The 24,605-nt window shown below is 66.4% G+C and carries 23 protein-coding genes; 10 read left to right on the forward strand and 13 right to left on the reverse strand.

The window, feature by feature from the left end:
- Nucleotides 1-67: 67 nt before the first annotated feature.
- From AC1DS6_RS13455 to AC1DS6_RS13465, 3 genes are all read right to left on the reverse strand, one after another.
- Entirely contained in the window at nt 68-1,300 is a 1,233-nt protein-coding gene (locus AC1DS6_RS13455; protein WP_441625535.1) for a metal-dependent hydrolase family protein, read from the reverse strand.
- 38 nt (nt 1,301-1,338) lie between these two features.
- Complete coding sequence (locus tag AC1DS6_RS13460; RefSeq protein WP_441625533.1) at nt 1,339-2,661, reverse strand: MFS transporter; 1,323 nt, start codon at nt 2,659-2,661, stop codon at nt 1,339-1,341.
- A gap of 376 nt (nt 2,662-3,037) precedes the next feature.
- The gene (locus AC1DS6_RS13465; RefSeq protein ID WP_441625687.1) at nt 3,038-3,490 is read right to left on the reverse strand and encodes a DUF2147 domain-containing protein; all 453 of its coding nucleotides are present in this window, start codon (nt 3,488-3,490) and stop codon (nt 3,038-3,040) included.
- Nucleotides 3,491-5,275: 1,785 nt separating this feature from the next.
- Here AC1DS6_RS13465 and AC1DS6_RS13470 point away from each other — a divergent pair.
- Nucleotides 5,276-5,854, forward strand: a complete 579-nt coding sequence (locus tag AC1DS6_RS13470) for a histone H1-like DNA-binding protein (protein WP_441625531.1) — start codon at nt 5,276-5,278, stop codon at nt 5,852-5,854.
- Nucleotides 5,855-6,059: 205 nt separating this feature from the next.
- The gene (locus AC1DS6_RS13475; RefSeq protein WP_441625529.1) at nt 6,060-6,377 is read left to right on the forward strand and encodes a DUF167 domain-containing protein; all 318 of its coding nucleotides are present in this window, start codon (nt 6,060-6,062) and stop codon (nt 6,375-6,377) included.
- Nucleotides 6,378-6,621: 244 nt separating this feature from the next.
- Here AC1DS6_RS13475 and AC1DS6_RS13480 read toward each other — a convergent pair whose 3' ends face one another.
- The 10 genes from AC1DS6_RS13480 to AC1DS6_RS13525 all read right to left on the reverse strand — a co-directional run bounded on the left by AC1DS6_RS13480 (nt 6,622) and on the right by AC1DS6_RS13525 (nt 15,772).
- A complete protein-coding gene (locus AC1DS6_RS13480) occupies nt 6,622-7,089 on the reverse strand; it encodes an outer membrane lipoprotein (protein ID WP_441625527.1) in 468 nt (155 codons plus the stop codon).
- A gap of 21 nt (nt 7,090-7,110) precedes the next feature.
- Nucleotides 7,111-8,058, reverse strand: a complete 948-nt coding sequence (locus AC1DS6_RS13485) for a carbohydrate kinase family protein (protein ID WP_477102591.1) — start codon at nt 8,056-8,058, stop codon at nt 7,111-7,113.
- A gap of 114 nt (nt 8,059-8,172) precedes the next feature.
- On the reverse strand, nt 8,173-8,673 hold the full coding sequence (tpx, locus tag AC1DS6_RS13490; protein ID WP_035875481.1) for a thiol peroxidase: 501 nt from the start codon (nt 8,671-8,673) through the stop codon (nt 8,173-8,175).
- Between the two features lie 71 nt (nt 8,674-8,744).
- A complete protein-coding gene (locus AC1DS6_RS13495) occupies nt 8,745-10,595 on the reverse strand; it encodes a DUF3426 domain-containing protein (RefSeq protein WP_477102592.1) in 1,851 nt (616 codons plus the stop codon).
- Nucleotides 10,596-10,604: 9 nt separating this feature from the next.
- Nucleotides 10,605-11,519: a 50S ribosomal protein L11 methyltransferase gene (gene prmA, locus AC1DS6_RS13500; RefSeq protein WP_276291423.1), complete on the reverse strand. Its 915-nt coding sequence runs from the start codon at nt 11,517-11,519 to the stop codon at nt 10,605-10,607.
- A gap of 43 nt (nt 11,520-11,562) precedes the next feature.
- Nucleotides 11,563-12,930 carry an acetyl-CoA carboxylase biotin carboxylase subunit gene (gene accC, locus AC1DS6_RS13505; protein WP_477102593.1) on the reverse strand — a complete coding sequence of 456 codons (1,368 nt, stop codon included), beginning with the start codon at nt 12,928-12,930 and terminating at the stop codon, nt 11,563-11,565.
- A 191-nt stretch (nt 12,931-13,121) separates the two neighbouring features.
- Nucleotides 13,122-13,580 carry an acetyl-CoA carboxylase biotin carboxyl carrier protein gene (accB, locus tag AC1DS6_RS13510; RefSeq protein WP_441635543.1) on the reverse strand — a complete coding sequence of 153 codons (459 nt, stop codon included), beginning with the start codon at nt 13,578-13,580 and terminating at the stop codon, nt 13,122-13,124.
- Between the two features lie 160 nt (nt 13,581-13,740).
- Nucleotides 13,741-14,235 (reverse strand): type II 3-dehydroquinate dehydratase, encoded by a 495-nt coding sequence (gene aroQ, locus AC1DS6_RS13515; protein WP_441635545.1) that lies wholly within the window; start codon nt 14,233-14,235, stop codon nt 13,741-13,743.
- A gap of 206 nt (nt 14,236-14,441) precedes the next feature.
- Nucleotides 14,442-14,990: a TlpA family protein disulfide reductase gene (locus AC1DS6_RS13520; protein WP_441635547.1), complete on the reverse strand. Its 549-nt coding sequence runs from the start codon at nt 14,988-14,990 to the stop codon at nt 14,442-14,444.
- A gap of 77 nt (nt 14,991-15,067) precedes the next feature.
- Nucleotides 15,068-15,772 (reverse strand): UDP-N-acetylmuramate--alanine ligase, encoded by a 705-nt coding sequence (locus AC1DS6_RS13525; RefSeq protein ID WP_441635549.1) that lies wholly within the window; start codon nt 15,770-15,772, stop codon nt 15,068-15,070.
- A 351-nt stretch (nt 15,773-16,123) separates the two neighbouring features.
- Here AC1DS6_RS13525 and mpl point away from each other — a divergent pair, with 351 nt between their 5' ends.
- The 8 genes from mpl (at nt 16,124) to mtgA (ending at nt 24,603) form a co-directional block, all read left to right on the forward strand.
- Nucleotides 16,124-17,512, forward strand: coding sequence for a UDP-N-acetylmuramate:L-alanyl-gamma-D-glutamyl-meso-diaminopimelate ligase (gene mpl / locus AC1DS6_RS13530; protein WP_441635551.1), 1,389 nt, complete (start codon nt 16,124-16,126; stop codon nt 17,510-17,512).
- Nucleotides 17,513-17,524: 12 nt separating this feature from the next.
- The gene (locus tag AC1DS6_RS13535) at nt 17,525-18,145 is read left to right on the forward strand and encodes a YqiA/YcfP family alpha/beta fold hydrolase (RefSeq protein ID WP_441635553.1); all 621 of its coding nucleotides are present in this window, start codon (nt 17,525-17,527) and stop codon (nt 18,143-18,145) included.
- Between the two features lie 7 nt (nt 18,146-18,152).
- The gene (locus tag AC1DS6_RS13540; protein ID WP_441635555.1) at nt 18,153-18,773 is read left to right on the forward strand and encodes a chorismate--pyruvate lyase family protein; all 621 of its coding nucleotides are present in this window, start codon (nt 18,153-18,155) and stop codon (nt 18,771-18,773) included.
- A 65-nt stretch (nt 18,774-18,838) separates the two neighbouring features.
- Nucleotides 18,839-19,579 carry a 3-oxoacyl-ACP reductase FabG gene (gene fabG, locus AC1DS6_RS13545; protein WP_441635557.1) on the forward strand — a complete coding sequence of 247 codons (741 nt, stop codon included), beginning with the start codon at nt 18,839-18,841 and terminating at the stop codon, nt 19,577-19,579.
- A 181-nt stretch (nt 19,580-19,760) separates the two neighbouring features.
- Nucleotides 19,761-21,884, forward strand: a complete 2,124-nt coding sequence (locus AC1DS6_RS13550) for a ribonuclease catalytic domain-containing protein (protein WP_441635558.1) — start codon at nt 19,761-19,763, stop codon at nt 21,882-21,884.
- Nucleotides 21,885-22,045: 161 nt separating this feature from the next.
- A complete protein-coding gene (locus AC1DS6_RS13555) occupies nt 22,046-22,915 on the forward strand; it encodes an energy transducer TonB (protein ID WP_441635566.1) in 870 nt (289 codons plus the stop codon).
- On the forward strand, nt 22,915-23,808 hold the full coding sequence (aroE, locus tag AC1DS6_RS13560; protein ID WP_081862466.1) for a shikimate dehydrogenase: 894 nt from the start codon (nt 22,915-22,917) through the stop codon (nt 23,806-23,808). Before AC1DS6_RS13555 ends, aroE begins: the two co-directional genes overlap by 1 nt.
- A 93-nt stretch (nt 23,809-23,901) precedes the next feature.
- Nucleotides 23,902-24,603 carry a monofunctional biosynthetic peptidoglycan transglycosylase gene (gene mtgA, locus AC1DS6_RS13565; RefSeq protein WP_441635568.1) on the forward strand — a complete coding sequence of 234 codons (702 nt, stop codon included), beginning with the start codon at nt 23,902-23,904 and terminating at the stop codon, nt 24,601-24,603.
- The last annotated feature ends 2 nt before the right edge of the window (nt 24,604-24,605 follow it).

A 24,605-nucleotide genomic window follows, 5' to 3' on the forward strand; every position in this document is an offset into this window, starting at 1 on the left:
GTGACAGCCGTCGTCATTGCAGACGGTTCTGGCGCATCTTTGTCGGCTTCGTCTAGTGCCTTGGGGTTCAGCCAGGCTGGCGATGCAGTTGCCCCGCCTGCATCACCATCGTCAGGTGCTCGCCCTGGCCGCAGAGCAGCCCGATGTCCGCCAGCGGATTGCCATCCACCGCGATCAGGTCGGCCAGCGCGCCTGCTCGCACGGTGCCCAGCTCGCCTTCGCGCTGCAGGATGGCGGCCGCAATCGAAGTGGCGCTGCGGATCGCTTCCAGGTTGCCGAGCAGTTCCGCGCGGATGCGGAACTCGTCCGACTGGTCCTGGTGCATCTCGCCCAACAGGTCGGAGCCAAAGCCCATCGGTACGCCCGCTTCCGCATAGATGGCTAGCGAGTCGCGCCCGGCCTGGCGCACGGTCTCGATCTTCGCCACCGATTCCGCCGGCAGGCCCAGCCGCGCACCGTCGCGCGCAAGCGACTCGTAGGTGACAAGGGTGGGCACCACGAAGGCGCCATGCTCGCGCATCACGCGGGCGGCGGCGCGGTCGACCAGGTTGCCGTGCTCGATGGTGCGTACCCCGCAGCGCACCGCGCGCGCGATGGCGCGGCCGGTGTAGGCGTGCGCCATGACATAGGTCTGGGCCGCCTCGGCCTCGGCCACGATGGCGCGGATCTCGTCTTCGCTGTACTGCGTGTTGCCGATCGGATCGGTGGGCGAGGCCACCCCGCCGGATGCCATGATCTTGATCTGTGTGGCGCCTTTCTGGATTTCTTCGCGCACCGCCAGGCGAACCGCTTCCACGCCATCGGCCACACGGGCGATAGCGCCGGCGCGGAAAGCGCACGAGCATGGCTCCAGCACGTCGGCGCGCGGGCGGAAATCGCCGTGCCCGCCGGTCTGGGACAGCGCCTTGCCGGACGGGAAGATGCGCGGGCCGGGCACCAGGCCGGTCTCGATCGCCTGCGACAGGCCCCAGTCGGCGCCGCCGGCATCGCGCACGGTGGTGAAGCCGCGCTCCAGCATGGCCTTCATGATCGGCATGGCGCGGAACGCCACCAGCACATTGGGTTGCACCGCGTTCAGTCCGAGGTTGGCCAGCGACGCCAGCACGTGCACGTGGCAGTCGATCAGCCCGGGCATGACGGTCTTGCCGGCAAGGTCGATCACCTGCGCGGCGGGCGCGTGGATCGGCGTGGCCGACACCTCCGCGATGCGCTCGCCTTCGATCAGTACATCGTGGCGTTGCAGGAGACTGCCGCGGGCGGGGTCGAGGACGTTGCCGCCCCTGAGTAGGATCTGTTTCATACGAGATACCAGATGAACAAGATGAACAAGAGCTGGAACTAGACGGGTTGCGCGGCTTGCACTTGCACGGTTTGCAGGTAAGCGGGCTCGCGCACCAGGCGCGTGCCGGCCAGGCTGATGGCGGCGGCAAACATCACATAAAAGGCCGGCGCCATGGTGCTGCCCGTGCTGGCGATCAGCCAGGTGATGATGAAGGAAGCGAAGCCGCCGAAGATGGTGACCGCCAGGTTGTAGGCCACCGACAATCCGGTCGACAGCACCTTGGCCGGGAAGAGTTCGGAGAACGCGGCCAGGATGGGGCCGGTGTAGGTGGCGATCAGCACGCCGAACACCAGTTGGAAGACCACCAGCGAAGCCAGCCCCGGCGCCTGGTTGATATAGACGAACATCGGATAGGCCAGCACCAGGATCAGCAGCGCCGAGCCGGACAGCAGCACGCGGCGTCCGATGCGGTCCGCCAGCATGCCGACCAGCGGCGCGCATACCATGATCGCCAGGCCGCCGACCATGCCGGCAATGAAGCCGGTGGACTGCGGCACATGGAGCACTTTGACCGAGTACGTCGGCATATAGAACAGCAGCACGTAGGTGCAGACCGTCCACAGGATCACCATCGAGAAGCTGGCCGCGGTCTGGCGCGGGTAGTCGCGCAGCACTTCGGCCAGCGGCGACTCGGACTTGTCGGTGGCCTCGCGGAACGTCGGCGTCTCGTCGAGGTGATGGCGGATGTAGTAGCCCACCGGACCAATCACGATGCCGAGCAGGAAAGGCACGCGCCAGCCCCAGCTATTGAGCGATTCGGTGCTCAGCGCGGAGGTCACGAAGGTGCCGACCGCGGCGCCCAGCAGCACCGCCACGCCGATGCTCGCCTGGATCCAGCTCGAATAGTAGGCGCGACGTTCGACCGGTGCGTACTCGGTCAGGAAGGCGGTCGCGCCGCCCATCTCTCCGCCGGCGGAAAAGCCCTGCAGCAGGCGCGCCACCACGATCAGCAGCGGCGCGAAGACGCCGATCTGATCAAAGGTGGGCGCCAGGCCGATCATGGTGGTGCCCAGCGCCATCAGCAGGATGGTCAGAGACAGCGCTGCCTTGCGGCCGACGCGGTCGGCGTACACCCCGAGGATGATGCCGCCGACCGGCCGCATGAAGAATCCCACGCCAAAGGTGGCAACCGCCAGCAGGAGCGAGGACAGATCGTTGCCGGTGGGAAAGAAGAGCTTCGCGATGATGACGGCGAAGAAACTGTAGACGGTGAAATCGAACCACTCCAGACCGTTCCCGATCACGGTGGCGACGATGGCGCGGCGGCGCTGCGAGCCGCTGACGTTCGGTGGCGCTTCTGGACGGGCGCTTGCGTGCATGACTTCCTCCTGGTTGGCGGCGCCGGTGCGCGAACCGCTTCGGTACCGGGTCGGCGTGGCAGCGCCGCCCGGCGCGGTGGGGGGATGAAACGGCGCACGGCAGGTAAGGCCGATGTTAGGAGCCGCGCCGTCACCCTGAAAACGAATTCTGCGCATGTCGTCATGCGGGCAGCGCATGGCAATCGGCTGGCTGAGTGGTCGGGCGGGAAGCGAGGCGGCAGAGCCGGAGGCGGCGCGAAGGCGGATCGGCCGGGACGGGTTGCCGAAGGACGGAGAGGCAGGCGAGGCGCTGAGACGATGCAACGATGAAGGCAGGGACGGCGCAAGGACTGCGCCGTGGGTTGCCAGGCGGTGCCGGTACCGCCTGGCACGCAGGCTAGCGTTCGCGTTCCCAGGTCTGGGTGCGTCCCAGCAGGCTGATGCCGATGAAGCCGCGCACCTTGAGCTTGTTGCCGTCGTCCGCCAGCGACATCTTGGTCTTGTAGAGCTTGCCGCTTTCCGGATCGAGGATCTCGCCGCCACTCCACTCGTTGTCGCCGGTCTTGCGCAAGCCCGTGATGATGGTCATGCCCATGATGGGCTGGTCGCGGCGCGAGTCGGTGCACTTGTCGCATACCTTGGGCTTGCCGTCGCTCTTGCCGTCACTCTCGCCGAAGCTCTTGACGAGCTTGCCGCTGTAGACGCCGTTATGCTCGCTGATCTCCACCAGGCCGCGTGGCTTGCCGGTGGCGTCGTCGATGGTCTTCCATGAACCAGCCGGGGTGGCCTGGGCCAGCGCCGCGGCGCTACCCAGCAGCGCACCGGCGAGCACGGTGACGCGTGCCGCCATGACGGCGGCGCGTGCGACGGAGCGGGGGGCAGTAAAGTGCATCGGGATCTCCTGTTTGGGTTGGGGCGCGCCATGACTGCGTGCCGTGGCGCTACCAGGATCGTCACCGGCCGGATTCGGCGAGCCTGGCGGCGCGGGTACGCCAATCTACTGGTGATAGGCTCGCGCCGCAATCTCCCGGCCGTGTTTGCGTACGCATCAAAGCGAGCTGGTCGCTCGCCGGAAACCGGCGTGGTTGCTGGTTGCTGGCGTATTCTGTCATGCAGCAAAATTGTCTGCCGGCGGCACTTGAAGCAATCCTCTAGGCGGCATGTTCCGTGCGGCGCCGCCATGCCTGCGGCACCTGTCCGGCCACGCATCGTAGTCGCCATCGCGGAGTCTCGCTTTGCTTTGCGCGACGAGTGCGCGCATCGCATTGAACGCCTGGCGAACCTCTTCATCACGCACTGCGCGTTCGGCCTGGTAGAGAGTGCCCGACTCCGCGCGACACTACATGCAGGGTCCGGGATGCCTCGTCGGTGAACAGGTCGATGCTGTCGATTGCGGATGCCGGCCGATGGAGGGCACGCAGTCGTCTCGCGTGCATCGATGGAGCCGCGCGATGCATGCAAGACGCTGTGTCCGAACCTCGCTTGCGTGCGTGTGTCGCAATGACGATTCTCAGACCGTTGCGTCGGCGCATCACTGTTCAAGCAGCACGCGAGCGTGCGAGCCGGACTTCGATGCGCGCATCGTCCGCGCATCGCGCCGTGTCTTCCATGCACGGCTGCACGAAGGCCCGGTAGCTGCATGCGCGGCGCTAGTTCGTACTCGCGCGAAGTGTGAGAGGACGATGCCGCGACGCGTGCGCGCAGTTATCTGTCGGGCATTCTTGGTTTCCCGAAAAGCCTTTGTTCATGCGGGTTTCCGGCGTTCGTGAAACGTCGTGAAGCGCGCCGTCGCCGCGCGTCGAGTGCGTACCGGCAGCGATGCTCGCGTGAATAAAACGGAGCGCGCCGGCGATGGTTTTTCATTCGCTCGACGCGGCATCAGCGATGCGTCGATCGTGTGCGCGAGGAGCGATGCGCATTCGCGTCCGACGCGGTGAGAGCGTGTCGCGCGCATGCAAAGACGAGGCGAGCGGAGCGCGGCGATGAAGACGATGAAGTTGTCATGCTCGCGCGCAAGTTTTTTTGCACTTTTTTCTTAACATCGCGCAACAAACGAATTATGATTCGCCTTGACAAGAGTCTCACTTCATTGCATGGCTGCGAGGCAGGCAAGGCAGCAGATGGAACGATGATGTTGGACGTGATGCCGATCGACGAGCGCCACCCACTTCGATGCAATGGAACAGGTAGCTCAGGAGCACTAGAACTTTGACGCAGACCAAGCCGTACTGGTTTACTAAAACGCGTGCAGTCTCCTTTGGCCCAGTAACGGGATGGGCGAACTACCCCCAAACGAATGCCGTACGTGGTGCGCGTGGCTTTGCCCGCATCATGGAAATGCCGGCCGATATCTCTTCTTTTCATGCCGCGTGCCGATCCGGCGGATGGCGCGGGCAGATCGAATATTCCAGGGCGCGGCAAGCGTCAGAAGCCCGGCTGCGGGCTCCGCTTGGCCACTATCGCACCGCTCGCCGCGGTGCCCCTGACACCGAATTCATTAGCGTGGGGTCGCAATGTTTCCGTGCGCCGATGAATCGCTCGCTCGATTGGGGTCGCATCGCGGTAACGCGCCTCGGGTCGGTCGGGTCGCCAACTTAGGTCATTCGATATTCACTCTCTAGTGAAGGAGTTATCCATGGCAACGACTGCAAAGAAGAAACCGGCGGCTAAGAAGGCCGCCAAGCCGGCCGCCAAGAAGGCAGCCGCCCCGGCCAAGAAGGCCGCTGTGAAGAAGGTCGCCGCCAAGAAGGTAGTGGCGAAGAAGGCTGCGCCGGCCAAGAAGGCTGCAGCACCGGCCAAGAAGGCCGCCGCCAAGAAGGTCGTAGCGAAGAAGGCAGCGCCGGCCAAGAAGGCAGCGCCGGCCAAGAAGGCCGCCGCCAAGAAGGTCGTAGCGAAGAAGGCCGCACCGGCCAAGAAAGTTGCAGCCAAGAAGGTTGTCGCCAAGAAGGCCGCACCGGCCAAGAAGGTAGCCGCCAAGAAGGCCGCACCGGCCAAGAAGGCAGCTGCACCGGCCAAGAAGGCTGCTGCTGCCAAGAAGGCCGCACCGGCCAAGAAGGCTGCTGCCAAGAAGGCTCCGGCCAAGAAGGCTGCCGCCAAGAAGGCTGCGCCGGCTTCGAAGCCTGCCGCTGCGCCTGCTGTCGCACCCGCTACGGCTGCCAAGACCGCGCTGAACCCGGCTGCGGCATGGCCCTTCCCGACGGGCACCCGTCCGTAAGCGTGCCGGCAACGGCCAGCGCTGGGAATTGCCAGGGCACGCATCGCGTGTCGCACTGACCGGATACTGCGTATCCGGTCCGCAAGACGTCAGTCTTGCCAACCCGCCGATGGTGAAAGCCCGGCGGGTTTTTTCATGCGCGCCCGGGCACCGGATCACCCTGGCGATTGCGCATTTGAACATCCGGAAAGCAGGAGAGGCGTAGATGGCCGCATGGTGCCGCCAGGGCAAGGGCTCCGGGCAAGATGAGATCGTGGTGACGGTGCATGTGCAGCCCGGCGCCAGGACGACCGCGGCCGCGGGCGAGTATGACGGTGTGCTGAAGATCAGGTTGGCGGCACCGCCCGTGGACGGCAAGGCCAACGAAGCCCTGTGCCAGTGGCTGGCCGCGTCGCTGGGCCTGCCGCGCCGTTCGGTCACGCTGAAGAGCGGTCAGGCCTCACGACGCAAGACCCTGGTGCTGGCCGCGGCGGGGCGGGATCCCGACGAAGTGGCCGCGACGTTGCTGGCGACAGGAAGCTGAGTGCATCCGGACGGCCAGGCCGTCGGCCTGCTTCCACAGGCGAGGCTCGGGCGGGCGCGGATCGCGGCAAGAAAAAAGCGCTGCCTCCGTAGAGGAGGCAGCGCTTTGGCAGGTCAGGGTCGGGGTTGCGGCCCGAGGTCGCCTTAAACTGTCGCAGGCGCCGTTGGGCGGCCTTCTCGTACCCGTGTAGCGCCAGCCCCCGCTGCAGCGGACAGGCGCGCTGCGCGCGGCCCGGGTGCCGTGCTCAGTGCGTAACGCGGGTCGTGCCGCCGGAAGACAGCAGGCGCACGCGTTCGCCCGGGCGGAAGGCTTCGTCGGCGTCCTGGACAATGGCGCGCATCTCGCCGTTGTCCAGTCGCACGGTGATCTCCAGGCCACGGCGCTGGTTGATCTTGTTCTCCGCCATGCTGCCGGCGATACCGCCGAGCACCGCGCCCAGCACGCCCGCGGCTACCGAGCCGCCGCCGCTGCCGATGGTGCTGCCGGCGGCGATGCCGCCGATGGCACCGCCGGCGATGGTGCCGGCGCCCGTCTGGTTACCCTGGATCAGCACCTCGCGCACGGTGTCGACCACGCCGTAGCGCAAGGTCTGCTCGCGCTGAGCCTGGCCCGGCGTATAGATGCTGGCGGAGTTCGACTGCGAAGCGCAGCCGGCCACCAGGGTGGCGGCTGCAGCGAGCGCGATGGCGCTGGTGCGAAGCAGGGTATGCATGGGATCCATCCCGTAAAGGTGTTACTCGTAGCGATAACCAAAAGCCGACTGGAAGCGTTCACCGATTTCGTCGCGCGACGGTTTGTGGTTCTGCGGACCCTGGTGCGCGATCTTGATGGAACCCATCAGGCTGGCAAGGCGGCCTGTTGTTTCCCAGTCGAAGCCCCGTTCGATGCCGTAAAGCAGGCCGCCGCGGAACGCATCCCCGCAGCCCGTGGGATCGATGACCCGATCCGCTTTTACGGAAGCGATATTGTACTTCTGCTTGTTGGCGAAGACGCTCGCGCCCTGCTCACCGTGGGTCACGATGAAGGCCTGGACTTGCGCGGCAACTTCCTCGCTGGTCCAGCCGGTACGCGACAACAGAACTTGCGCTTCGTAGTCATTGACCGTCACGTAGCTGGCGAGTTCAACGAACTGGCGGAGGTCGTCGCCGTTGAACAGCGGCATGGCCTGGCCCAGGTCGAAGATGAAGGGCACGCCGGCCTCGGCGAACTGACGGGCGTGGTGCAGCATGCCTTCGCGGCTGTCCGGAGCGACGATGCCCAGGGTAGGCGCGTTGCTGCCGCCGAGCGCATCCTGCACCTGCGAGAGCTGCGACTGGTTCATCGCGCCCGGGTGAAACGCCGTGATCTGGTTGTTGTCCAGGTCGGTGGTGATCATGGCCTGCGCCGTATAGGTATCGGGCAGGGTACGGATGTGCTCGGTGCTGATGTCGAGCGCGCGCAGGTACTGCAGGTAAGGCTCGGCGTCGGCGCCCACGGTGGCCATGACCACGGGCTCGCCGCCCAGCAGCTTCAGCGAGTAGGCGATATTGCCTGCGCAGCCGCCGAACTCGCGGCGCATGGACGGGACCAGGAAGGACACGTTCAGCATGTGGATCTGGTCGGGCAGGATATGTTCGCGGAAATGCCCCTCGAACGTCATGATGGTGTCGTAGGCGACGGAGCCACAGATCAGGCTGGACATGCTCTCTCCAATTCTTGCAGTGCTTGCTATGGGGCGCCCGCTCGTGGCGGTGCCCACTGAATGTAAAAACGGCCACCCGGTCATCCGGGTGGCCGCGCCTGGCTGGTGGCGCGCTTACTTCAGCGCGGCCAGTGCGGCGTCGTAGTTCGGCTCGTTCTTGATTTCCGAGACCAGTTCGCTGTACTTCACGTTGTCGTTTTCATCGAGCACCACCACGGCGCGCGCTGTCACGCCGGCGAGCGGGCCAGTCTTGACGTCCACGCCGTAGTTACCCTTGAAATCGGCGCCGCGCATCAGCGACAGCGGCACCACGTTGGCCAGGCCTTCAGCGGTGCAGAAGCGGCCCATGGCGAAGGGCAGGTCGGCCGAGATAGTCAGCACCACGGTGTTGGCGAGGCCGCTGGCGGCTTCGTTGAACTTGCGCGCGGAGGCCTGGCACACCGGGGTGTCCAGGCTGGGGACGATATTGAGCACCTTGCGCTTGCCGGCGAAGTCGCCCAGCGTGACGTCCTTCAGGTCCTTGCCGACCAGCGAGAACGCGGGGGCCTTGTCGCCTGCTTGCGGAAATTTGCCGCCGACTTCGATGGCGTTGCCGCCGAGGGTGACGTTGCTCATATGTGCTCCTGTGTGAAATGCGGGCCCGTGATTCGGGGGCGCCCGGGATGAGCGGCGGGCCCGTGTGGAATTCAGGGGTAGAAGATCAGCACGCGGTAGTTCGCCGCCGCCTGCTGCGAACGGAATCGTACCCGAACCGGAAGCTCCGTGCCTGCGCGCAGGCCGTGCGTGGCAAAGGCCTGCTGTCCGGCGTCGAGATAATCGGCCGGCTGCAGTACCTTGCGCAACAGCAACTGGTCCTGCAGGTCGGTCATGACCAGCTCGATGGCCGGCAGTGCCACGGTCGCCCGGCCCTGGTTGCGCAAGGTGACGGCAAGCAGGTATGCGTCGGAGTCCTCGTCCTGCTTTTGCAGCAGCGAGCTTTCGATGCGCAGGGCGTCGATGTCGCGCCACGGCGCCACCTCGCATCCCAGCGGTGCGCAGACCGCCTCGAAGGCCGGGCGCAGCATCGGGAAGCGCCCCGACAGCTGGCTGCGCGCCAGATAGGTTACTTGCACCAGTCCTGCCAGCACCAGCAAGGCGATCGCCAGGCGTTGCAGCGTGCGCTTGCGCCGGGCCGGGCCCGGCCCGCGCTCGCGTGCGTGCCGCAGGAAGTCCGGCGCGAAGGCCGGCGCCGCGGCCTCCTCGCTCGCCGCCCGCAGGCGCGACGCCTGTTCGCGCGCCACGGGCTCGGGAATCTCGGGAAAGTCGCTTTGCGCTTCGGCGCGCAGGTAGCCGCTCGCGCTCGGGACCGCCGCGGCGTCGGCTTCGGCGCGGGCACTGGCGGGGGCGTGGCCGGCGGTGGCTACGTCGTTCACCGCATCGCTGGCTTGCGCCGTGTCCGCGGTATCGGCGATGTCCGCGGCATGCGTTGCATCGTTGTCGCCGGCCGCTAGTGGCGGCAGTTGCGCCGCATGTCCATGGGCGGCCTGCGCTTCACGTTCCGCATCGTCGTCCAGGGCGGTGGCCCCGGCGATGGCCTGGGGCGCGGCCTGCGGTGGCAGGTCGTCGGCCAGCGTCCCGGGGTCCAGTTGTGGCCAGGGGGTGGCTTGCGGCGTGGCGGCGGGTGTGTCGCCCGCTGCCGGGACGCCGGCTTCGTGCCAGGCGTCGGCGGCGGCACCGGCTATGTCGGCTACGCTGGCTGTATGCGTTGCATCGGATGCTTCGGTTGCATCGGCTAACTCGGTTGCCTGGGTTGGTTCGACTGCTTCAGTTGCGCCAGATGCTTCGATTGCCTGGTCCGTGGCGGAAACGTCAGCCTCCTCGCCATCGACAATGCCGGGCACGAACACGGCGGAAGCCGCTTCCTCGGCCTCCACGGCGCCTGTTTCCGGCTCCGCCTGCAGGTTGACGGCGTGCGCAGCCTCATCGGCTTCCGCTTGCGTCTGGTACAGCATCACGGTGGGCGCGTCGAGCGCCGGCACGTCGTAACCGGGATCGAAGCCGGGATCGAAAGGAGGGATGTAGGGGCGGTCCTCACCGGATTCGGCAGCCTCGTCATGCGGCGCTTCCTGGGGCGCGGCGAGGGCCTCGGCAGCATGCGGGCCAGGCGCGTCAGGTGCTGCCGTTTCAGGGGGCGCCTCGGCATGGTGCCGTTTGCGTGGGGTTCGCGGCGCGCGCCCGTGTGCCGTGTCGTGAGCACCCTCGATCGCTTCTTCGTGGGACTTCTCGTGCGGCGTGCGCGGCGAGCGGCGGTGGGGCTTTTCCGGGGCCGTCTCCTGCGGCGGCGCTGGGGCAGCCACGCTTGCGGCAGCCTCGGCGGCGACCGCGGCCTCGCTGGCCGGTTCGGGCGCCGGCAGTTCGATCAGGTGTTCACGCGCGTCGAAAACGGTGTCGCACTGGCCGCAGCGGACCAGGCCCTGCCGCAGCCGCAACTGATCGGCAACCAGCCGGAACGCCGTGCGGCAGGCCGGGCAACGCGTGACGAGCTTGGCTGCGGCCATTGGCGGGGCTCAGGGCTGGACGCCGGGGCCTTCACCGCGGGTGCCGTGCAGGCACACCCAGCCTTCCTCGCTGCGCCAGACTGACATGGGCAGCCAGGGCGCGTAGGCAGCGGCGACTTCCTCCGCCTGCCGCTCCAGCACGCCCGACAGCACCAGTCGGCCGCCGGGACGCACGCGGGCGCTCAGCATGGCCGCCATCAGCTTGAGCGGATTGGAGAGGATATTGGCGACGACGAGGTCGTAGCTGGCCTCGGAAACGGTTTCCGGCAGCGCGAAAGTGGCTTCCACGCGATTGCGCTCAGCGTTGTACCGCGAGGCTTCCACCGCGTTGGGGTCGATATCGATGCCGAGCGTGTCGCCCGCGCCGAGCTTGCGCGCCACGATGGCGAGGATGCCCGAGCCGCAACCGTAGTCGAGCACGGTTTCACCCGCCTTGATGTTCTGTTCCAGCCACTGCATGCACAGCCGCGTGGTGGGATGGCTGCCGGTACCGAAGGCGAGGCCGGGATCGAGTTCCAGCACCACCGCGTCGGGTTCGGGCGCTTCGTGCCACGACGGCACCACCCAGATGCGCTCGCCGATGCGGATAGGCTCGAACTGGGATTGCGTCAGGCGCACCCAGTCCTGGTCCTCGACCGGCCGCAACTGGTACGGCGGCACCGGGTCGATACCCAGCGCATTGGCAGCAGCGGCCACCACCAGCACGGGATCGGTGCTGTCGTCGAACAGCGCCACCACGCGCGAGCGGTTCCATGCCAGGCGAGTCGGCTCCATGCCGGGCTCGCCGAACAGCGGCTGCTCGTCGGGCGTGTCGGCATCGGCGTCTTCCACCGATACCGACAGCGCGCCGAGGTCGAACAGTGCGTCAGACCAGGCTTCTGCCTGGTCTTGTGCGATTTCGATCACACATTCCTGAAATGCCACAGGCGATCCTTGTCGATCCGTTAATGCTGGCCGCGCCGGGGCTTCAGATCTTGCCGCCCTTGGCCACGTTCTTCTGGGCCAGGCGGTGTTCGAGATAGTGAATGCTGGTGCCGCCTTCGACGAAGTTGGCATCGAGCATCAGCTCGCGGTGCAGCGGTACGTTGGTCTGGATGCCGTCCACCACCATTTCCGACAGCGCGATCCGCATGCGGGCAATGGCCTGCTCGCGGGTAGCGCCGTAGGTGATGATCTTGCCAATCATCGAATCGTAGTTGGGCGGCACAAAGTAGCCATCATACGCGTGCGAGTCGACCCGCACGCCGGGACCGCCGGGCATGTGCCAGGCGGTGATGCGGCCGGGCGACGGGGTGAACTTGAACGGATCCTCGGCATTGATGCGGCATTCGATGGAGTGGCCGCGCAGTTGCACGTCCTTCTGGCGCCAGCGCAGCTTCTCGCCAAAGGCGATGCGGATCTGCTCCTGCACGATGTCGATGCCGGTGATCATCTCGGTGACGGGGTGCTCCACCTGCACGCGCGTGTTCATCTCGATGAAGTAGAACTCGTTGTTCTCGTACAGGAACTCGAAGGTGCCGGCGCCACGGTAGCCGATCTTCTTGCAGGCCTCGGCGCAGCGGTCGCCGATACGCTCGATCAGGCGGCGCGGGATATGCGGCGCGGGCGCTTCCTCGATCACCTTCTGGTGGCGGCGCTGCATCGAGCAGTCGCGCTCGCCCAGCCAGATCGCCTGGCGATGCTGGTCGGCCAGGATCTGGATTTCGACGTGCCGGGGGTTCTCCAGGAATTTCTCCATGTAGACCTCCGGGTTGCCGAAGGCACGGCCGGCTTCCTCGCGCGTCATGTTGACCGCGTTGACCAGGGCCGCTTCAGTGTGCACCACGCGCATGCCGCGGCCACCGCCGCCGCCCGCCGCCTTGATGATGACCGGGTAGCCGACGGCGCGCGCGATCGCCAGGATTTCCTTGGGATCGTCGGGCAGGGCGCCTTCGGAGCCCGGCACGCACGGCACGCCGGACTTGATCATGGCTTGCTTGGCCGAGACCTTGTCGCCCATCAGGCGGATGCTTTCCGAGGTCGGGCCGATAAAGACGAAGCCGGATTTTTCCACGCGTTCGGCGAAGTCGGCGTTTTCCGACAGGAAGCCGTAGCCTGGGTGGATGGCTTGCGAGTCGGTCACCTCGGCGGCCGAGATGATGGCCGGCATATTGAGGTAGGACAGCGGCGAAGGCGCCGGGCCGATACAGACGGCTTCGTCGGCCAGCTTGACGTATTTGGCTTCCTTGTCGGCTTCCGAATACACCACTACGGTCTTGATGCCAAGCTCGCGGCAGGCGCGCTGGATGCGAAGGGCGATTTCACCGCGATTCGCGATCAGAATTTTTTCAAACATAGTCACTCTCTGCGAGGAGAAAGGCGGTCCCACCGCGGCGGATCATGGCGCCCCCGGCGCGGTGGCCGGAGTGCGGGCGGGGGAGCTGGCACCGGGGCGAGGCCCGTGCGGCACGTCCGGTTCGCCTGCGCCGGCGCGGTCGGCCGGAACATCCGGCGCAGGCTGCGGGCGGCGCGGCATGCCGGTCAGTATCAGCCGATGATGAAGAGCGGCTGGCCGTATTCCACCGCCTGGCCATTCTCGACCAGGATTTCCTTGATCACGCCAGCCTTGTCGGACTCGATTTCGTTGAGCAGCTTCATCGCTTCGATGATGCAGACAGTCTGGCCTTCCTTGACGGTATCGCCCACGTTGACGAAGGCCGCGGCGCCCGGCGAGGGGGCGCGATAGAAGGTGCCGACCATCGGCGAGGTCACCACATGGCCAACCGGCAGTTGCGGTGCGGTCGGCTCGGCGCCGGCAACGGGCGCCGCGGCGGGGCCGGCGGCCGGGGGCAGTGCCTGCATCGGTTGCATCGCCATCGGCGCGGCGATGACCTGCGGCGGTGCCTTGACAATTCGCACCTTGCCTTCGCCTTCGGTGACTTCCAGCTCGGAGATGCCGGACTCGGCCACCAGGTCGATCAGCGTCTTCAGCTTGCGCAGGTCCATCTTCTATCCTCCTGAATCGGGTTGTCCGGCTTGCCGCTCTGGCGGCTTCGTCCGGGAAAAACTCATGCGTCCGGCGGGCTGCCTACGTCCGCCGCGCGAGACAGCGGGGACGTGACAGGCGCCGGGGGCGCGGTAAATGTCATGAAATAAAGCGGCCGGGTCAGGCCTTTAGGGGCGCCTGCTCCAGCTCCTGCCCGAGGGCATAGTCCAGCGCCAGCAGGTAGCCTTGCCAGCCAAGTCCGCAGATCACGCCGATCGCCACATCCGAGAAAAAGGAGTGGTGACGGAAGTCCTCGCGCCGATGCACGTTCGACAAGTGGACCTCCACGAAAGGGATCGCCACCCCGGCCAGCGCATCGCGCAACGCCACGCTGGTATGCGTGTAGGCGGCCGGGTTGATGATGATGAAGTCAACGCCCTCGTCGCGCGCTGCATGGATACGATCGACCAGTGCCCCCTCGTGGTTGGACTGGAACGTAGCCAGGGCGATATTGGCCTGCCTTGCGCGCTGTGCAAGAGCAAAGTCGATATCGACCAGTTTCGTGTGTCCATAGGTTTCCGGTTCGCGCGTGCCCAGCAGGTTCAGGTTAGGTCCATGCAGGACCAGCACCTTGCGGTAGCGGGCGGAGCGGCGTTCGGGAGGCGTATCGATCACGGCGGCTCGACCATTTCAACGAAATTGCGCGGAGATTACCGTAGCTTAGAGTGATTTGTCTAGCAGCGCAGACATAGGCAGCTTCCAGGCGGGCGAGTTTTTTGGTCTGATCCGGCACTTTCGATCTGTGCCATCGGAAATCGGTTAATTTGCCTGATGATCGCTAAAGATTAGATGAAAATGGCCCCAAATCAAGAATCTTATGCCTAGCCGCGAGGCAGCGCGGCGCGCAGCTCATCAGGGGAAACCCTGCCCATTTTGCGGTAGCTGACCGTGCCGTCGGGCGCAATGATCACTGTATAGGGCAGCCCGCCGGCGGCATTGCCGAAATTACGCGACAACTCCGTACCGGCAAAGCCCGCCACCACCAGCGGGTAAGAGACCGGCACTTTCTGGATGAACTGCTGGATATTGTTGGCCGAATCGATGCCGATGCCGACAAATTCCACCTTGCGCCCCGAGTACTCCTTGTGCAGCGCGGTCAGGTCGGGCATCTCCTCGACGCATGGCCCGCACCAGGGTGCCCAAAAGTTCACAACTACGGTTTTGCCCCGCAACTTCGCGAAATCGACCTGCGCGCCGGTCGGGTCAGGCAGTTGCGTACGCAGGAACGCCTCCACCGCCTCGTCGGATGCTGGCTTGGGCGAGAACACATAATGACCGGCCAGTGCGCCGGCAGCGGCAGCGACGACAGCAACGGCGAGCCAGACCCAGAGGCGGCTGCGGCGGACGGAAGTGCTATTGGAAGGGGGCATGGCAGCAGGAAGTTAGCGGCTGATAGATGGCAGAAAAGGCCCGGGGCGGAACGGAAGGCACCACGCCGTTCGGGTGCTCAGGCTGCTTCGGGCGTGTCGGGCGTGTCGGACGCGGCCGCCGCCGCGAGTGCCTGCACGGCGCTCAGGTCGGCACGGGCAACGCGGCCGCCGGCATCTGCCCGGACCGCGCCACGTTCATCATCCGCATCATACAGCGCTATATGAATGCCAACGGGCTGGCCAAGCTCGGCGCGGATTTCCCCCGCCAGCAGCCGCGCCTCCCTCTGGGTGGGCCACTGGCCCTTCCAGAGGAAGCTCAAGGTCTCGACCTCGCCACGGCCGGCAAAGTGCCGGCTTTCGCTGGTATCGAAATCGACACCGGCGTTGAGCAGGTGGAGGGTGAGGTCCTTGGGGCTGTCGCAGAAGCACTGGAGGTAGACGTCCGAATGCTCGGTGGCAGTGCCGTTGAGTACCGCCCCGGCCAGGTAGGGGCGGAATGCGGCCAGGTCACTCATGACCAGTATGGCCAGGCGGCGCAGGAGCGCCAGCACGCGCGGCTGGCTGTCCGAATGGAACAGCGCCTGGTAGGCGCGGACCTCGGCCTCGACCATCTCGTTGTCGGGGAGCCACTCGCCGGTTACGCGGATGTCGCCCAGCAACTGGCGCGCGGCCTTGCGCTTGGCGGTGGCGTAGTCGGCACCGTCTTCCGCGATCATGCGGGCGGCGGCCTGCGCAATTTCTTCGCGCAGGCGGATGGGGTCCAGGGTGGGGCGGCGGGGCATGTGGAGATGATACCGGAGGGATTGGGGGAAGCGCCCCGAGCGGGGTTTGGTTTCTTAGAGTGGGCTGGGAGGCTTGAGATTCCGTTGGCTGGCGGATTTCCCGTTAAAGCCAGCTTTAGCGGTTTAACTTCAAAGTCAAAGACGGCTCCCCCTGCGGGGAGCGACCTTCCGGGGCGGGTTGCACGGCTCGAACCGAACGGCTTCCGGGGCTCGCTGGGCACCCTGCGGAAGTGGATTTCCGCCCGGTGCCGCAGGCATCCCTCGGGATTCCCCCTGCCCCCCTCAGGTACAATTCCCCCTCATTCAGAAGCCACAGGCCCGGCCGCCCAGGCCCGCCGAATCCCAAATCCCATGCATATTCACATCCTCGGTATCTGCGGCACATTCATGGGCGGCCTTGCCGTACTGGCCAAGCAGGCTGGCCACCGCGTGACCGGTTGCGATGCCAATGTCTATCCGCCCATGAGCACGCAGCTCGAGGCCCAGGGCATCGAACTGATCGAGGGCTTCGATCCGAGCCAACTGGCGCTGGCGCCGGATCTGTTCGTGATCGGCAATGTGGTCTCGCGCGGTAATCCGCTGATGGAAGCCATCCTCAACCGCAACCTGCCCTATACATCCGGCCCGCAGTGGCTGGGCGAGCATGTGCTGCGCGGCAAATGGACGCTCGCGGTGGCGGGAACCCACGGCAAGACCACAACGACTTCCATGCTGGCCTGGATCCTGGAGGGTGCGGGCTACAACCCGGGTTTCCTGGTTGGCGGCGTGCCCCAGAACTTTGGGGTGTCGGCGCGCGTGACCGAGTCCGATTTCTTCGTGATCGAAGCCGATGAATACGATACGGCGTTCTTCGACAAGCGCAGCAAGTTTGTCCACTACCGTCCGCGCACGGCCATCCTGAATAACCTGGAATACGATCACGCCGACATCTTCCCGGATCTTGCCGCGATCGAGACCCAGTTCCACCACCTCGTGCGAACCGTGCCGGAGCAGGGCCGCCTGATCGTCAACGGGGCGGAAGAGAGTCTGGCGCGCGTGCTGGAGCGGGGCTGCTGGAGCGAGACGGAGCAGTTCGGCATGGGCGACTGGCGTGCCGGGGAGCCTGCCGGCGCCACTGGCGGCGCGGCGCAAGACAGCTTCGATGTCTGGTTCGGCGAGGCACTGCAGGGACGGCTCACCTGGGACTTGCAGGGCACGCATAACCGCCTGAACGCGCTGGCTGCGATCGCGGCGGCAAGGCATGTGGGCGTGCCGCCGGCCCAGGCGATCGATTCCCTGTCGCGCTTTGCCAATGTGAAGCGCCGCATGGAAGTGCGGGGCGTGGTCGACGGCATCACGGTCTATGACGACTTTGCTCACCATCCCACCGCGATCCAGACCACGCTCGACGGCCTGCGCAAGCGGGTTGGCGGGGCGCGCATCCTGGCCGTGCTGGAGCCGCGCTCGAACACCATGAAGCTGGGCGTCATGAAGGCGCAACTGCCGGCCAGCCTGGAGGCGGCCGACCTCGTATTCGGCTACGGCGCGGCCAGCGGCAAGGATGCCCTGGGCTGGGACCTGGCCGAATCACTGGCGCCGCTGGGCGAGCGGGCTGCCGCCTTCAGCGATCTTCCCGCGCTGGTGCGGGCGGTGCGCGCCGCGGCGCGCCCTGGCGACCACGTGCTGGTGATGAGCAACGGCGGTTTCGGCGGCGTGCACCAGAAGCTGCTGGATGCCTTCGCTGCCGGCGCCACAGCCTGAGCGGGGGCCGGCATGTTGTTGTACCTGCACGGTTTTCGCTCCTCGCCGCAGTCGTTCAAGGCGCGGCTGATCCAGGAGCGCATGCGCGAATGGGGCGTTGGCCGCCATTACGCCTGCCCCGTGCTGAATGTGTCGCCGGCGGCGGCCATCGCCCAGGCGGAAGCGGCGATCGCGGCATCCCAGGCGGGCGGCGCGCAGCCGCTCACCATCGTCGGGTCTTCGCTGGGCGGTTTCTATGCCCGCCGGCTGGCCGAGCGCCACGGCTGCCGCGCGGTGCTGCTTAATCCGGCGGTGCATCCGTGGACCGACCTCGAGCGCTACCTGGGCGACCAGCCGCTCTGGCATGGCGGAGGTTCGGTGCGCGTGGAACGACATCATCTGGACGAACTACTGGCGTTGCGGGTCGAAGCCATCACCCGGCCGGAGCGCTATTTCCTCATGGCCGCCACCGGCGACGAGGTGCTGGACTATCGCGAGATGCTGGCGGCGTTCCCCGGCGCGCATACGCGCGTCATTGAGGGCAGCGACCACGGCATCAGCGAATTCGCCGGCTACGTCGACCAAGTCCTGGCCTTCTGCGGCTATGGTCCCGCTGGACAGATCAGCCCGGCCAACCTGGAGCCGCAGGCATGAGCGCGGTATGAGCGGGGCGCATGTGCGCCGCAGCGGTTGGCACTCCCATTTACCCGAAGATCCCGCCATCAGCGCGAACCTGCGCCGCTGGGTCATTGGTGACGGCTCGCTGACTGCACGGCTGGTGGCGGCGTCGAGCCGGTTCCGGGTGCGTTGCCTGGCGCAGCGCATGGAGCTTGCCCTGGCCGACGAATGGCAGGCGCTGGGCCTGCCAGCGCGCCATCGCGCGCTGGCGCGGGAGGTACTGCTGGTCTGCGATGGCGTCCCGGCCATCTTTGCCCATACGGTGGTGAAACCCGACCATGCCCGGCGCGACTGGCCGTTCCTGCGCGGCTTGGGCGAGCGACCCCTGGGCGGTGCACTGTTTGTCGATCCCCGCGTGCTGCGCGAGCCGTTCGCATTTGCGCGCTTGTTGCCGCATCACCCGTTGCGGCGCCGGCTGGAGCAGGCGGTCCCGGCGATGCGCGAACCGCCGCCGTCCTCCATGTTGCCGGCGCGGCGCTCGGTCTTCCGGCGCGGCGGCGGGGTCATGCTGGTGACCGAGGTATTCCTGCCGGACCTGCGGCAGCGGCCCGCGCCGGAAAGCCCGAATGCGCCCGCGTCCGATCAGGGCGGTTCGGACCAGTAGCTCGCAAGTACCCATCCAAAGCAAGAACATCCCACGACCACTACCAAGAAGAAGAGACCAACATCATGAAATTGCAGGGACGTGTTGCCATCATCACCGGCGCTGCCGCCGGCATCGGCTTTGCCACCGCGCAGCGCTTTGCCGCAGAAGGCGCGCTGGTGGTGCTTTGCGACGTGAAGGACGAGCGCGTGCGTGCCGCCGCCGGGACCCTCGCCGCGACGGGTGCCACCGTCAGTGCCTTCAAGGTCGATGTGACGCGCCGCGACGAAGTGGACGCCATGGTCGCGGCCACGCTCGCCAAACACGGCCGCATCGACATCCTCGTCAACAACGCCGGCATCACCAAGGATGCGCGGCTGGCCAAGATGAGCGAGGCTCAGTTCGACGCGGTTATCGACGTCAACCTCAAGGGCGTATTCAATTGCGCGCAGGCGGTGGCTTCGATCATGACCGAACAGGGCAGCGGTGTGATCCTTAATGCATCTAGTGTGGTGGGCCTGTACGGCAACTTCGGCCAGACCAACTATGCGGCCAGCAAATTCGGCGTGATCGGCTTTACCAAGACGTGGGCGCGCGAGCTGGGTCCGAAGGGCGTGCGCGTCAACGCGGTTTGCCCGGGCTTCGTCGCGACCGAGATCCTGCAGACCGTGCCGGAGAAGGTGCTCGACGGCATGAAATCGTCCTGCTGGCTGCGCCGGCTGGCCGAACCGGCGGAAATCGCCAGCATCTATACCTTCCTGGCCAGCGACGACGCTAGCTACGTCAATGGCGTGGCGATCGAGGCCAGCGGCGGCATGTCGCTGTAACAGCTTGACCCGCGCCGGGCTTGCGGCCGGCGCGGTGCGGTATCATCTCAGGTCCGGTTGCCGTCTCGCCTGAGGGCGGCCTTGCACCATTTCCCTCACCGGGCCGTTCCCACAGGCGTTACAAGGCGCCAGGGCGCTTGTTTTCCAGAACGGTTCCCGGCATTTCTGAAAGTACCGATCCATGCAGTTGCTGTTCGAAGAAGGCGGCGAGATTCGCGCCGGCACCGTGCTGACCCAGCAGGGCGAGTCGTACCAGGTGGAGCTGCCCGCGGGCAAGCGCACCAAGGTCAAGTCGCGTGACGTACTGTTGCAATTCGCGCAGCCGTCGGCGATCGAGCTGGTGCGCCAGACCGCCGAGCTGGCCGGCGAGGTCGACCTGGAATTCCTGTGGGAATGCGCGTCGGAAGAAGAATTCGGCTTTGTCGACCTGGCGACCGAATACTACGGTGCGGGTGCGAGCGTGGTGCAGCAAGCTGCGCTGGCGCAGACGCTGCACGGCAATCCCGTGTATTTCCGCCGCAAGGGCCGCGGGCGCTACCAGCGCGCGCCGGAAGACCAGTTGAAGGCTGCGCTCGCCGCGCTCGAGCGCAAGAAGCAGCAAGCCCTGGTGCAGGCCGAGTACGAAGCCCAGCTCAAGGCCATGACGTTGCCCGACGCCTTCCGCGGCAAGGCACTGCAACTGCTGTTCAAGCCCGACAAGAACAGCCTCGAATACAAGGCGATGGACGCCGCCTGCACCGCGCTTGGCATGTCGCCGATGCGGCTGATGGTGGCAGTGGGCGGCATTGCCAGCCCGCGCGCGCTGCATGAGGCCAAATTCCTCTCCGAATGCTTTCCCAAGGGCACGGGCTTTCCCGACGTGCCCGTGCCGGAACCCGTCGGCGACCTGCCGCGCGCGGAGGTGGAGGCGTTTTCCATCGACGACGTCACTACCACCGAGATCGACGATGCGCTGTCGGTCACGCCGCTCGACGGTGGCCAGATCCGCGTGGGCATCCATATCGCGGCCCCCGGCCTCGGCATCCGCCGTGGCGAGCCGCTCGATGCCGTGGCGCGCCAGCGCTTGTCGACCGTGTATTTCCCCGGCGACAAGATCACCATGCTGCCCGACGACGTGGTGGAGCGCTACACGTTGCAGGAAGGGCGCGAGTGCCCGGCCTTGTCGCTGTACGTGGTCTACGATCCGGCCCAGCAAGCCATCGTCAGCAGCGAGACCCGTGCCGAAATGGTCATGATCGCGGCCAACCTGCGCCACAACCTGCTTGAGGACGTGGTGACCGAGGCCGCGCTTGCCGCGGGCACCGGCGACTACCCGTTCCGCGAGGCGCTGACCCAGCTGTGGCACTTCTCCGGATGGCTGCACGATGAACGCCAGAAGGCGCGCCTGGCGAGCGGGCTGCGGCCCGAGTCGCACAACCGCGCCGACTACAACTTCTACCTCGACGAACTGGCCGACGGCGGCGAGCGAGTGCGCATCGAGCAGCGCCGGCGCGGCTCTCCGCTCGACAAGATCGTGGCCGAACTGATGATCCTGGCCAACAGCACCTGGGGCAAGCTGCTCGCAGACCACGGCGTGCCGGGCATCTACCGCACGCAGAAGGCCTGGGGCATGCACCGCACCCGCATGCAGACCTATCCGGCCCCGCATGAAGGGCTGGGCGTGGCGCAGTACGCCTGGAGCACTTCGCCGCTGCGGCGCTATGTCGACCTGGTCAACCAGTGGCAGATCCTGGCGGTGGCCCAGCATGGGATCACGGCCAAGCTGGTGGCGCCGTTCAAGCCCAAGGACTCCGACCTGCTGGCTGCCGTAGCCGACTTCGAAGGCACCTACGCCGCTTATGCCGATCACCAGTCGACCATGGAACGCTACTGGTGCCTGCGCTGGCTGCAACAGGAAAAGCGCGAACGCCTGATGGGCTCGGTGCTCAAGGAAGGCGCGGTGCGCTTTGCCGAGATCCCGCTGGTCACGCGCGTGCCCGAACTGGTCCAGGCCTCGCGCGGAACCCAGGTGCTGCTGGAAATCGGCGCAACCGACGAAATCTCGCTGGAGGTGTCGTGCCGGGTCCTGGAGATCTTTGCCGGCGAAGGCGAATTGCCGTCGGAAGAACTGGAAGGCGACGACGAAGCCAGCGAAGTGTCGGCCGAAGCTGCCGCTGAAGCTGCCGCCGAGGAGGTAGCCGAAGCCGCCGCCGAGGGCGTGGCCGCGGAAGGCAGCGCCGAGGGCGACGCCGCGAGTGCCGAAGGTGCCACAAGCGAAGGCGCTTCGTCGGAGACACGCGACACCGGCGCCGGCGGCGCGGGCTGAGGTTCTCGGAAAAAACGAGGCGCTCCCTTACAATCGCAGTCTGAACCGGGGTCCGACCGACCCCGGCCCCGGTCTTGTCCCATCGACGCCGTCCAGCCAACGTCCCGCCCATCGTGAAAGCCGCTTTTTCTCCCCGCCAGTGGTGGAACGCCAGCAGCACGATGGCCAAGGCGCTGGTCGTCTCGGTGCTTGCCCATGTTCTGCTACTGACCGTGCGCGTGGTGGCGCCGGAGGCGTTCGAGATCAAGCGCACCGATGCCGCGCTCGACGTGGTGCTGGTCAATTCCAAGTCGGCGCAGCGTCCGCAGAATCCCACCGTGCTGGCCCAGGCCAACCTCGACGGTGGCGGCGAGCAGGACCAGCAGCGCGCGACCACGCCACTGCCGGCCCAGACCGTCACCAAGGACGGCGACCTGGTGCGCCAGATGCAGCGCCGCGTGGAGCAGATGGAGCAGGAGCAGCAGCGCCTGATGACGCAGTCGCGCGAAGCCGCGCCGTCCGTGCACAGCCAGCCGCTCAAGCCCGGCCAGCAGCGCATGGAGCATCCACTGCGCGGGCAGGACGAACGTACCTCGCTCGATGAGATGGCCAAGCTCGAAGCCGAGATCGGCCGCAACCTCGAGCAATACGCCAAGCGTCCCAAGCGCTATCAGCTCACCGCCACCAGCGCGCAGGAAGTGGAATATGCGCAGTACTACGACCGCCTGCGCCAGAAGATCGAGGCGCGCGGCACCACCGATTTTCCCCAGCGCAACGGCAAGCCGCTGTACGGGCAACTGATCCTGGTGATCAACGTCAACCGGCAGGGCAAGCTCGGCTATAACCGCGACGGCTACAACATCGATGCCATCGACGTGGTCAAGAGCTCGGGCGATCCCGCGCTGGACCGCCAGGCGGTGGCGATCGTGCGGGCCGCGGCGCCGTTTGGCCAGTTCTCAGCGCAGATGCAGGCGCGCCAGGATATTCTCGAAGTCATCTCCACCTTCAAGTTTTCGCGCAGTGGGCTGGAAACTCGCTTACAGGCCCGATGATGTCCTCTACTACGACTATGCAATCCCAGACCCAGGCCGACCGCTATGTGGTGATCGGCAATCCCATCGCACACAGCCGCTCGCCCGCCATCCATGCCGCTTTCGCGCAGCAGACCGGCGAGGCCGTCGAGTACGAGCGCCTGCTGGCGCCGCTGGACGGATTCGTTGCCACCGTGCGTGCCTTCTTCGAGGGTGGTGGCCACGGCCTGAACGTGACAGTGCCCTTCAAGCTCGAAGCCTATGACCTGGCGGAGCGCCTGACGCCGCGCGCCGAAAGCGCCGGCGCGGTCAATACCATGTGGATCGAGGACGGCGTGATCCATGGCGACAACACCGACGGCGTCGGCCTCACGCGGGACATCGAGATCAATCTCGATACCTTGCTCGAAGGCAAGCGCATCCTGTTGCTGGGCGCCGGCGGCGCGGCCATGGGCGCCATGCTGCCGCTGATTGCCTGCCGGCCCGATCGCATCGTGGTGGCTAACCGCACACCCCAGCGCGCCAGTGACATCCTGGAAAACGTGGCTCAGCAGGCCGACGAGTACGGCGTGGAATTGTGGGGCGGCGGCTTCGACGCGCTCGCGGGTTTGTCCGAGGACGACGCCTGCGACGTGGTGATCAATGCCACCAGCAGCAGCCTGCAGGGCGAACTGCCGCCGGTGCCGGCGGAACTGCTGGGCAAGGATGTGCTCGCCTACGACATGATGTACGGCGCCGAGCCCACGGTGTTCCTGAAGTTCGCCGCCCAATGCGGCGCGCGCACCGCGGATGGGCTGGGCATGCTGGTCGAGCAGGCCGCCGAAGCCTTCTACAACTGGCGCGGCGTGCGGCCTGCCACCGCCCCCGTGCTGGCAGCGCTGCGCGCCGAACTCCAGGCCGAAGCCGCGCGTTGAGCGCGGCGCTGCGGCCTGCAGGCATCGAACATGGCTGAGCGCAAGCGTACCGACCGTTCGGGGCCTGCCACGCGCGGCGGCGGTCTGAAGCCGCTGCGCTGGCTCGCCTACCTGCTCGGCACGCTGATCGCCGGCGTGCTGGCCATGCAGGTCTATTTCTTCCTGCAGATCGCTGCCTGGCAATACGTGAACCCGTCGTCCACGGCGTTCATGCGGGCCGAGCAGTGGCGGCTGTGCGGCTTTCAATTCTGGAGCTGCCAGGTGGACCGCCGCTGGGTCGGCTATGACGATATCTCGCGCAGCCTCAAGCGCGCGGTGATCGCCAGCGAGGACGCCGATTTCGTCAACCATCCCGGCTACGAACTCGACGCCATGCTCGAAGCGTGGGAGCGCAACAAGAAGCGCGGCCACATCGTGCGCGGCGGCTCCACCATTACCCAGCAACTGGCGAAGAACCTTTTTCTCTCATCAGAGCAGCATTACCTGCGCAAGGGGCAGGAACTGGCCATTACCTGGATGCTCGAGTTCTGGCTCGACAAGCAACGCATCTTCGAGATCTACCTGAATTCAGTGGAGTGGGGCGAAGGTGTATTCGGGGTCGAGGCCGCTGCCCAGCACTACTTCAAGACCAGCGCGGCCAGGCTCAGCGTGGGCCAGGCAGCGCGCCTGGCCGCCGCGCTGCCGGCGCCGAAGTGCTTCGACAAGAAGCAGTACTGCGCCAATGTGCGCGTGAACTTCAAGGCCAAGGCCAATATCATCGCGCGCCGCATGGGCGCGGCCACGCTGCCGGACTGAGC

The organism is Cupriavidus sp. 05L310, from assembly GCF_056398185.1.

Bases quoted from the DNA above. Each gene is read 5' to 3' on its own strand.
- AC1DS6_RS13455 (WP_441625535.1), bottom strand. From the start codon at position 1,300: ATGAAACAGATCCTACTCAGGGGCGGCAACGTCCTCGACCCCGCCCGC.
- AC1DS6_RS13460 (WP_441625533.1), bottom strand. From the start codon at position 2,661: ATGCACGCAAGCGCCCGTCCAGAAGCGCCACCGAACGTCAGCGGCTCG.
- AC1DS6_RS13465 (WP_441625687.1), bottom strand. From the start codon at position 3,490: ATGGCGGCACGCGTCACCGTGCTCGCCGGTGCGCTGCTGGGTAGCGCC.
- AC1DS6_RS13470 (WP_441625531.1), top strand. From the start codon at position 5,276: ATGGCAACGACTGCAAAGAAGAAACCGGCGGCTAAGAAGGCCGCCAAG.
- AC1DS6_RS13475 (WP_441625529.1), top strand. From the start codon at position 6,060: ATGGCCGCATGGTGCCGCCAGGGCAAGGGCTCCGGGCAAGATGAGATC.
- AC1DS6_RS13480 (WP_441625527.1), bottom strand. From the start codon at position 7,089: ATGCATACCCTGCTTCGCACCAGCGCCATCGCGCTCGCTGCAGCCGCC.
- AC1DS6_RS13485 (WP_477102591.1), bottom strand. From the start codon at position 8,058: ATGTCCAGCCTGATCTGTGGCTCCGTCGCCTACGACACCATCATGACG.
- tpx (WP_035875481.1), bottom strand. From the start codon at position 8,673: ATGAGCAACGTCACCCTCGGCGGCAACGCCATCGAAGTCGGCGGCAAA.
- AC1DS6_RS13495 (WP_477102592.1), bottom strand. From the start codon at position 10,595: ATGGCCGCAGCCAAGCTCGTCACGCGTTGCCCGGCCTGCCGCACGGCG.
- accC (WP_477102593.1), bottom strand. From the start codon at position 12,930: ATGTTTGAAAAAATTCTGATCGCGAATCGCGGTGAAATCGCCCTTCGC.
- accB (WP_441635543.1), bottom strand. From the start codon at position 13,580: ATGGACCTGCGCAAGCTGAAGACGCTGATCGACCTGGTGGCCGAGTCC.
- AC1DS6_RS13520 (WP_441635547.1), bottom strand. From the start codon at position 14,990: ATGCCCCCTTCCAATAGCACTTCCGTCCGCCGCAGCCGCCTCTGGGTC.
- AC1DS6_RS13525 (WP_441635549.1), bottom strand. From the start codon at position 15,772: ATGCCCCGCCGCCCCACCCTGGACCCCATCCGCCTGCGCGAAGAAATT.
- mpl (WP_441635551.1), top strand. From the start codon at position 16,124: ATGCATATTCACATCCTCGGTATCTGCGGCACATTCATGGGCGGCCTT.
- AC1DS6_RS13535 (WP_441635553.1), top strand. From the start codon at position 17,525: ATGTTGTTGTACCTGCACGGTTTTCGCTCCTCGCCGCAGTCGTTCAAG.
- AC1DS6_RS13540 (WP_441635555.1), top strand. From the start codon at position 18,153: ATGAGCGGGGCGCATGTGCGCCGCAGCGGTTGGCACTCCCATTTACCC.
- fabG (WP_441635557.1), top strand. From the start codon at position 18,839: ATGAAATTGCAGGGACGTGTTGCCATCATCACCGGCGCTGCCGCCGGC.
- AC1DS6_RS13550 (WP_441635558.1), top strand. From the start codon at position 19,761: ATGCAGTTGCTGTTCGAAGAAGGCGGCGAGATTCGCGCCGGCACCGTG.
- AC1DS6_RS13555 (WP_441635566.1), top strand. From the start codon at position 22,046: ATGGCCAAGGCGCTGGTCGTCTCGGTGCTTGCCCATGTTCTGCTACTG.
- aroE (WP_081862466.1), top strand. From the start codon at position 22,915: ATGTCCTCTACTACGACTATGCAATCCCAGACCCAGGCCGACCGCTAT.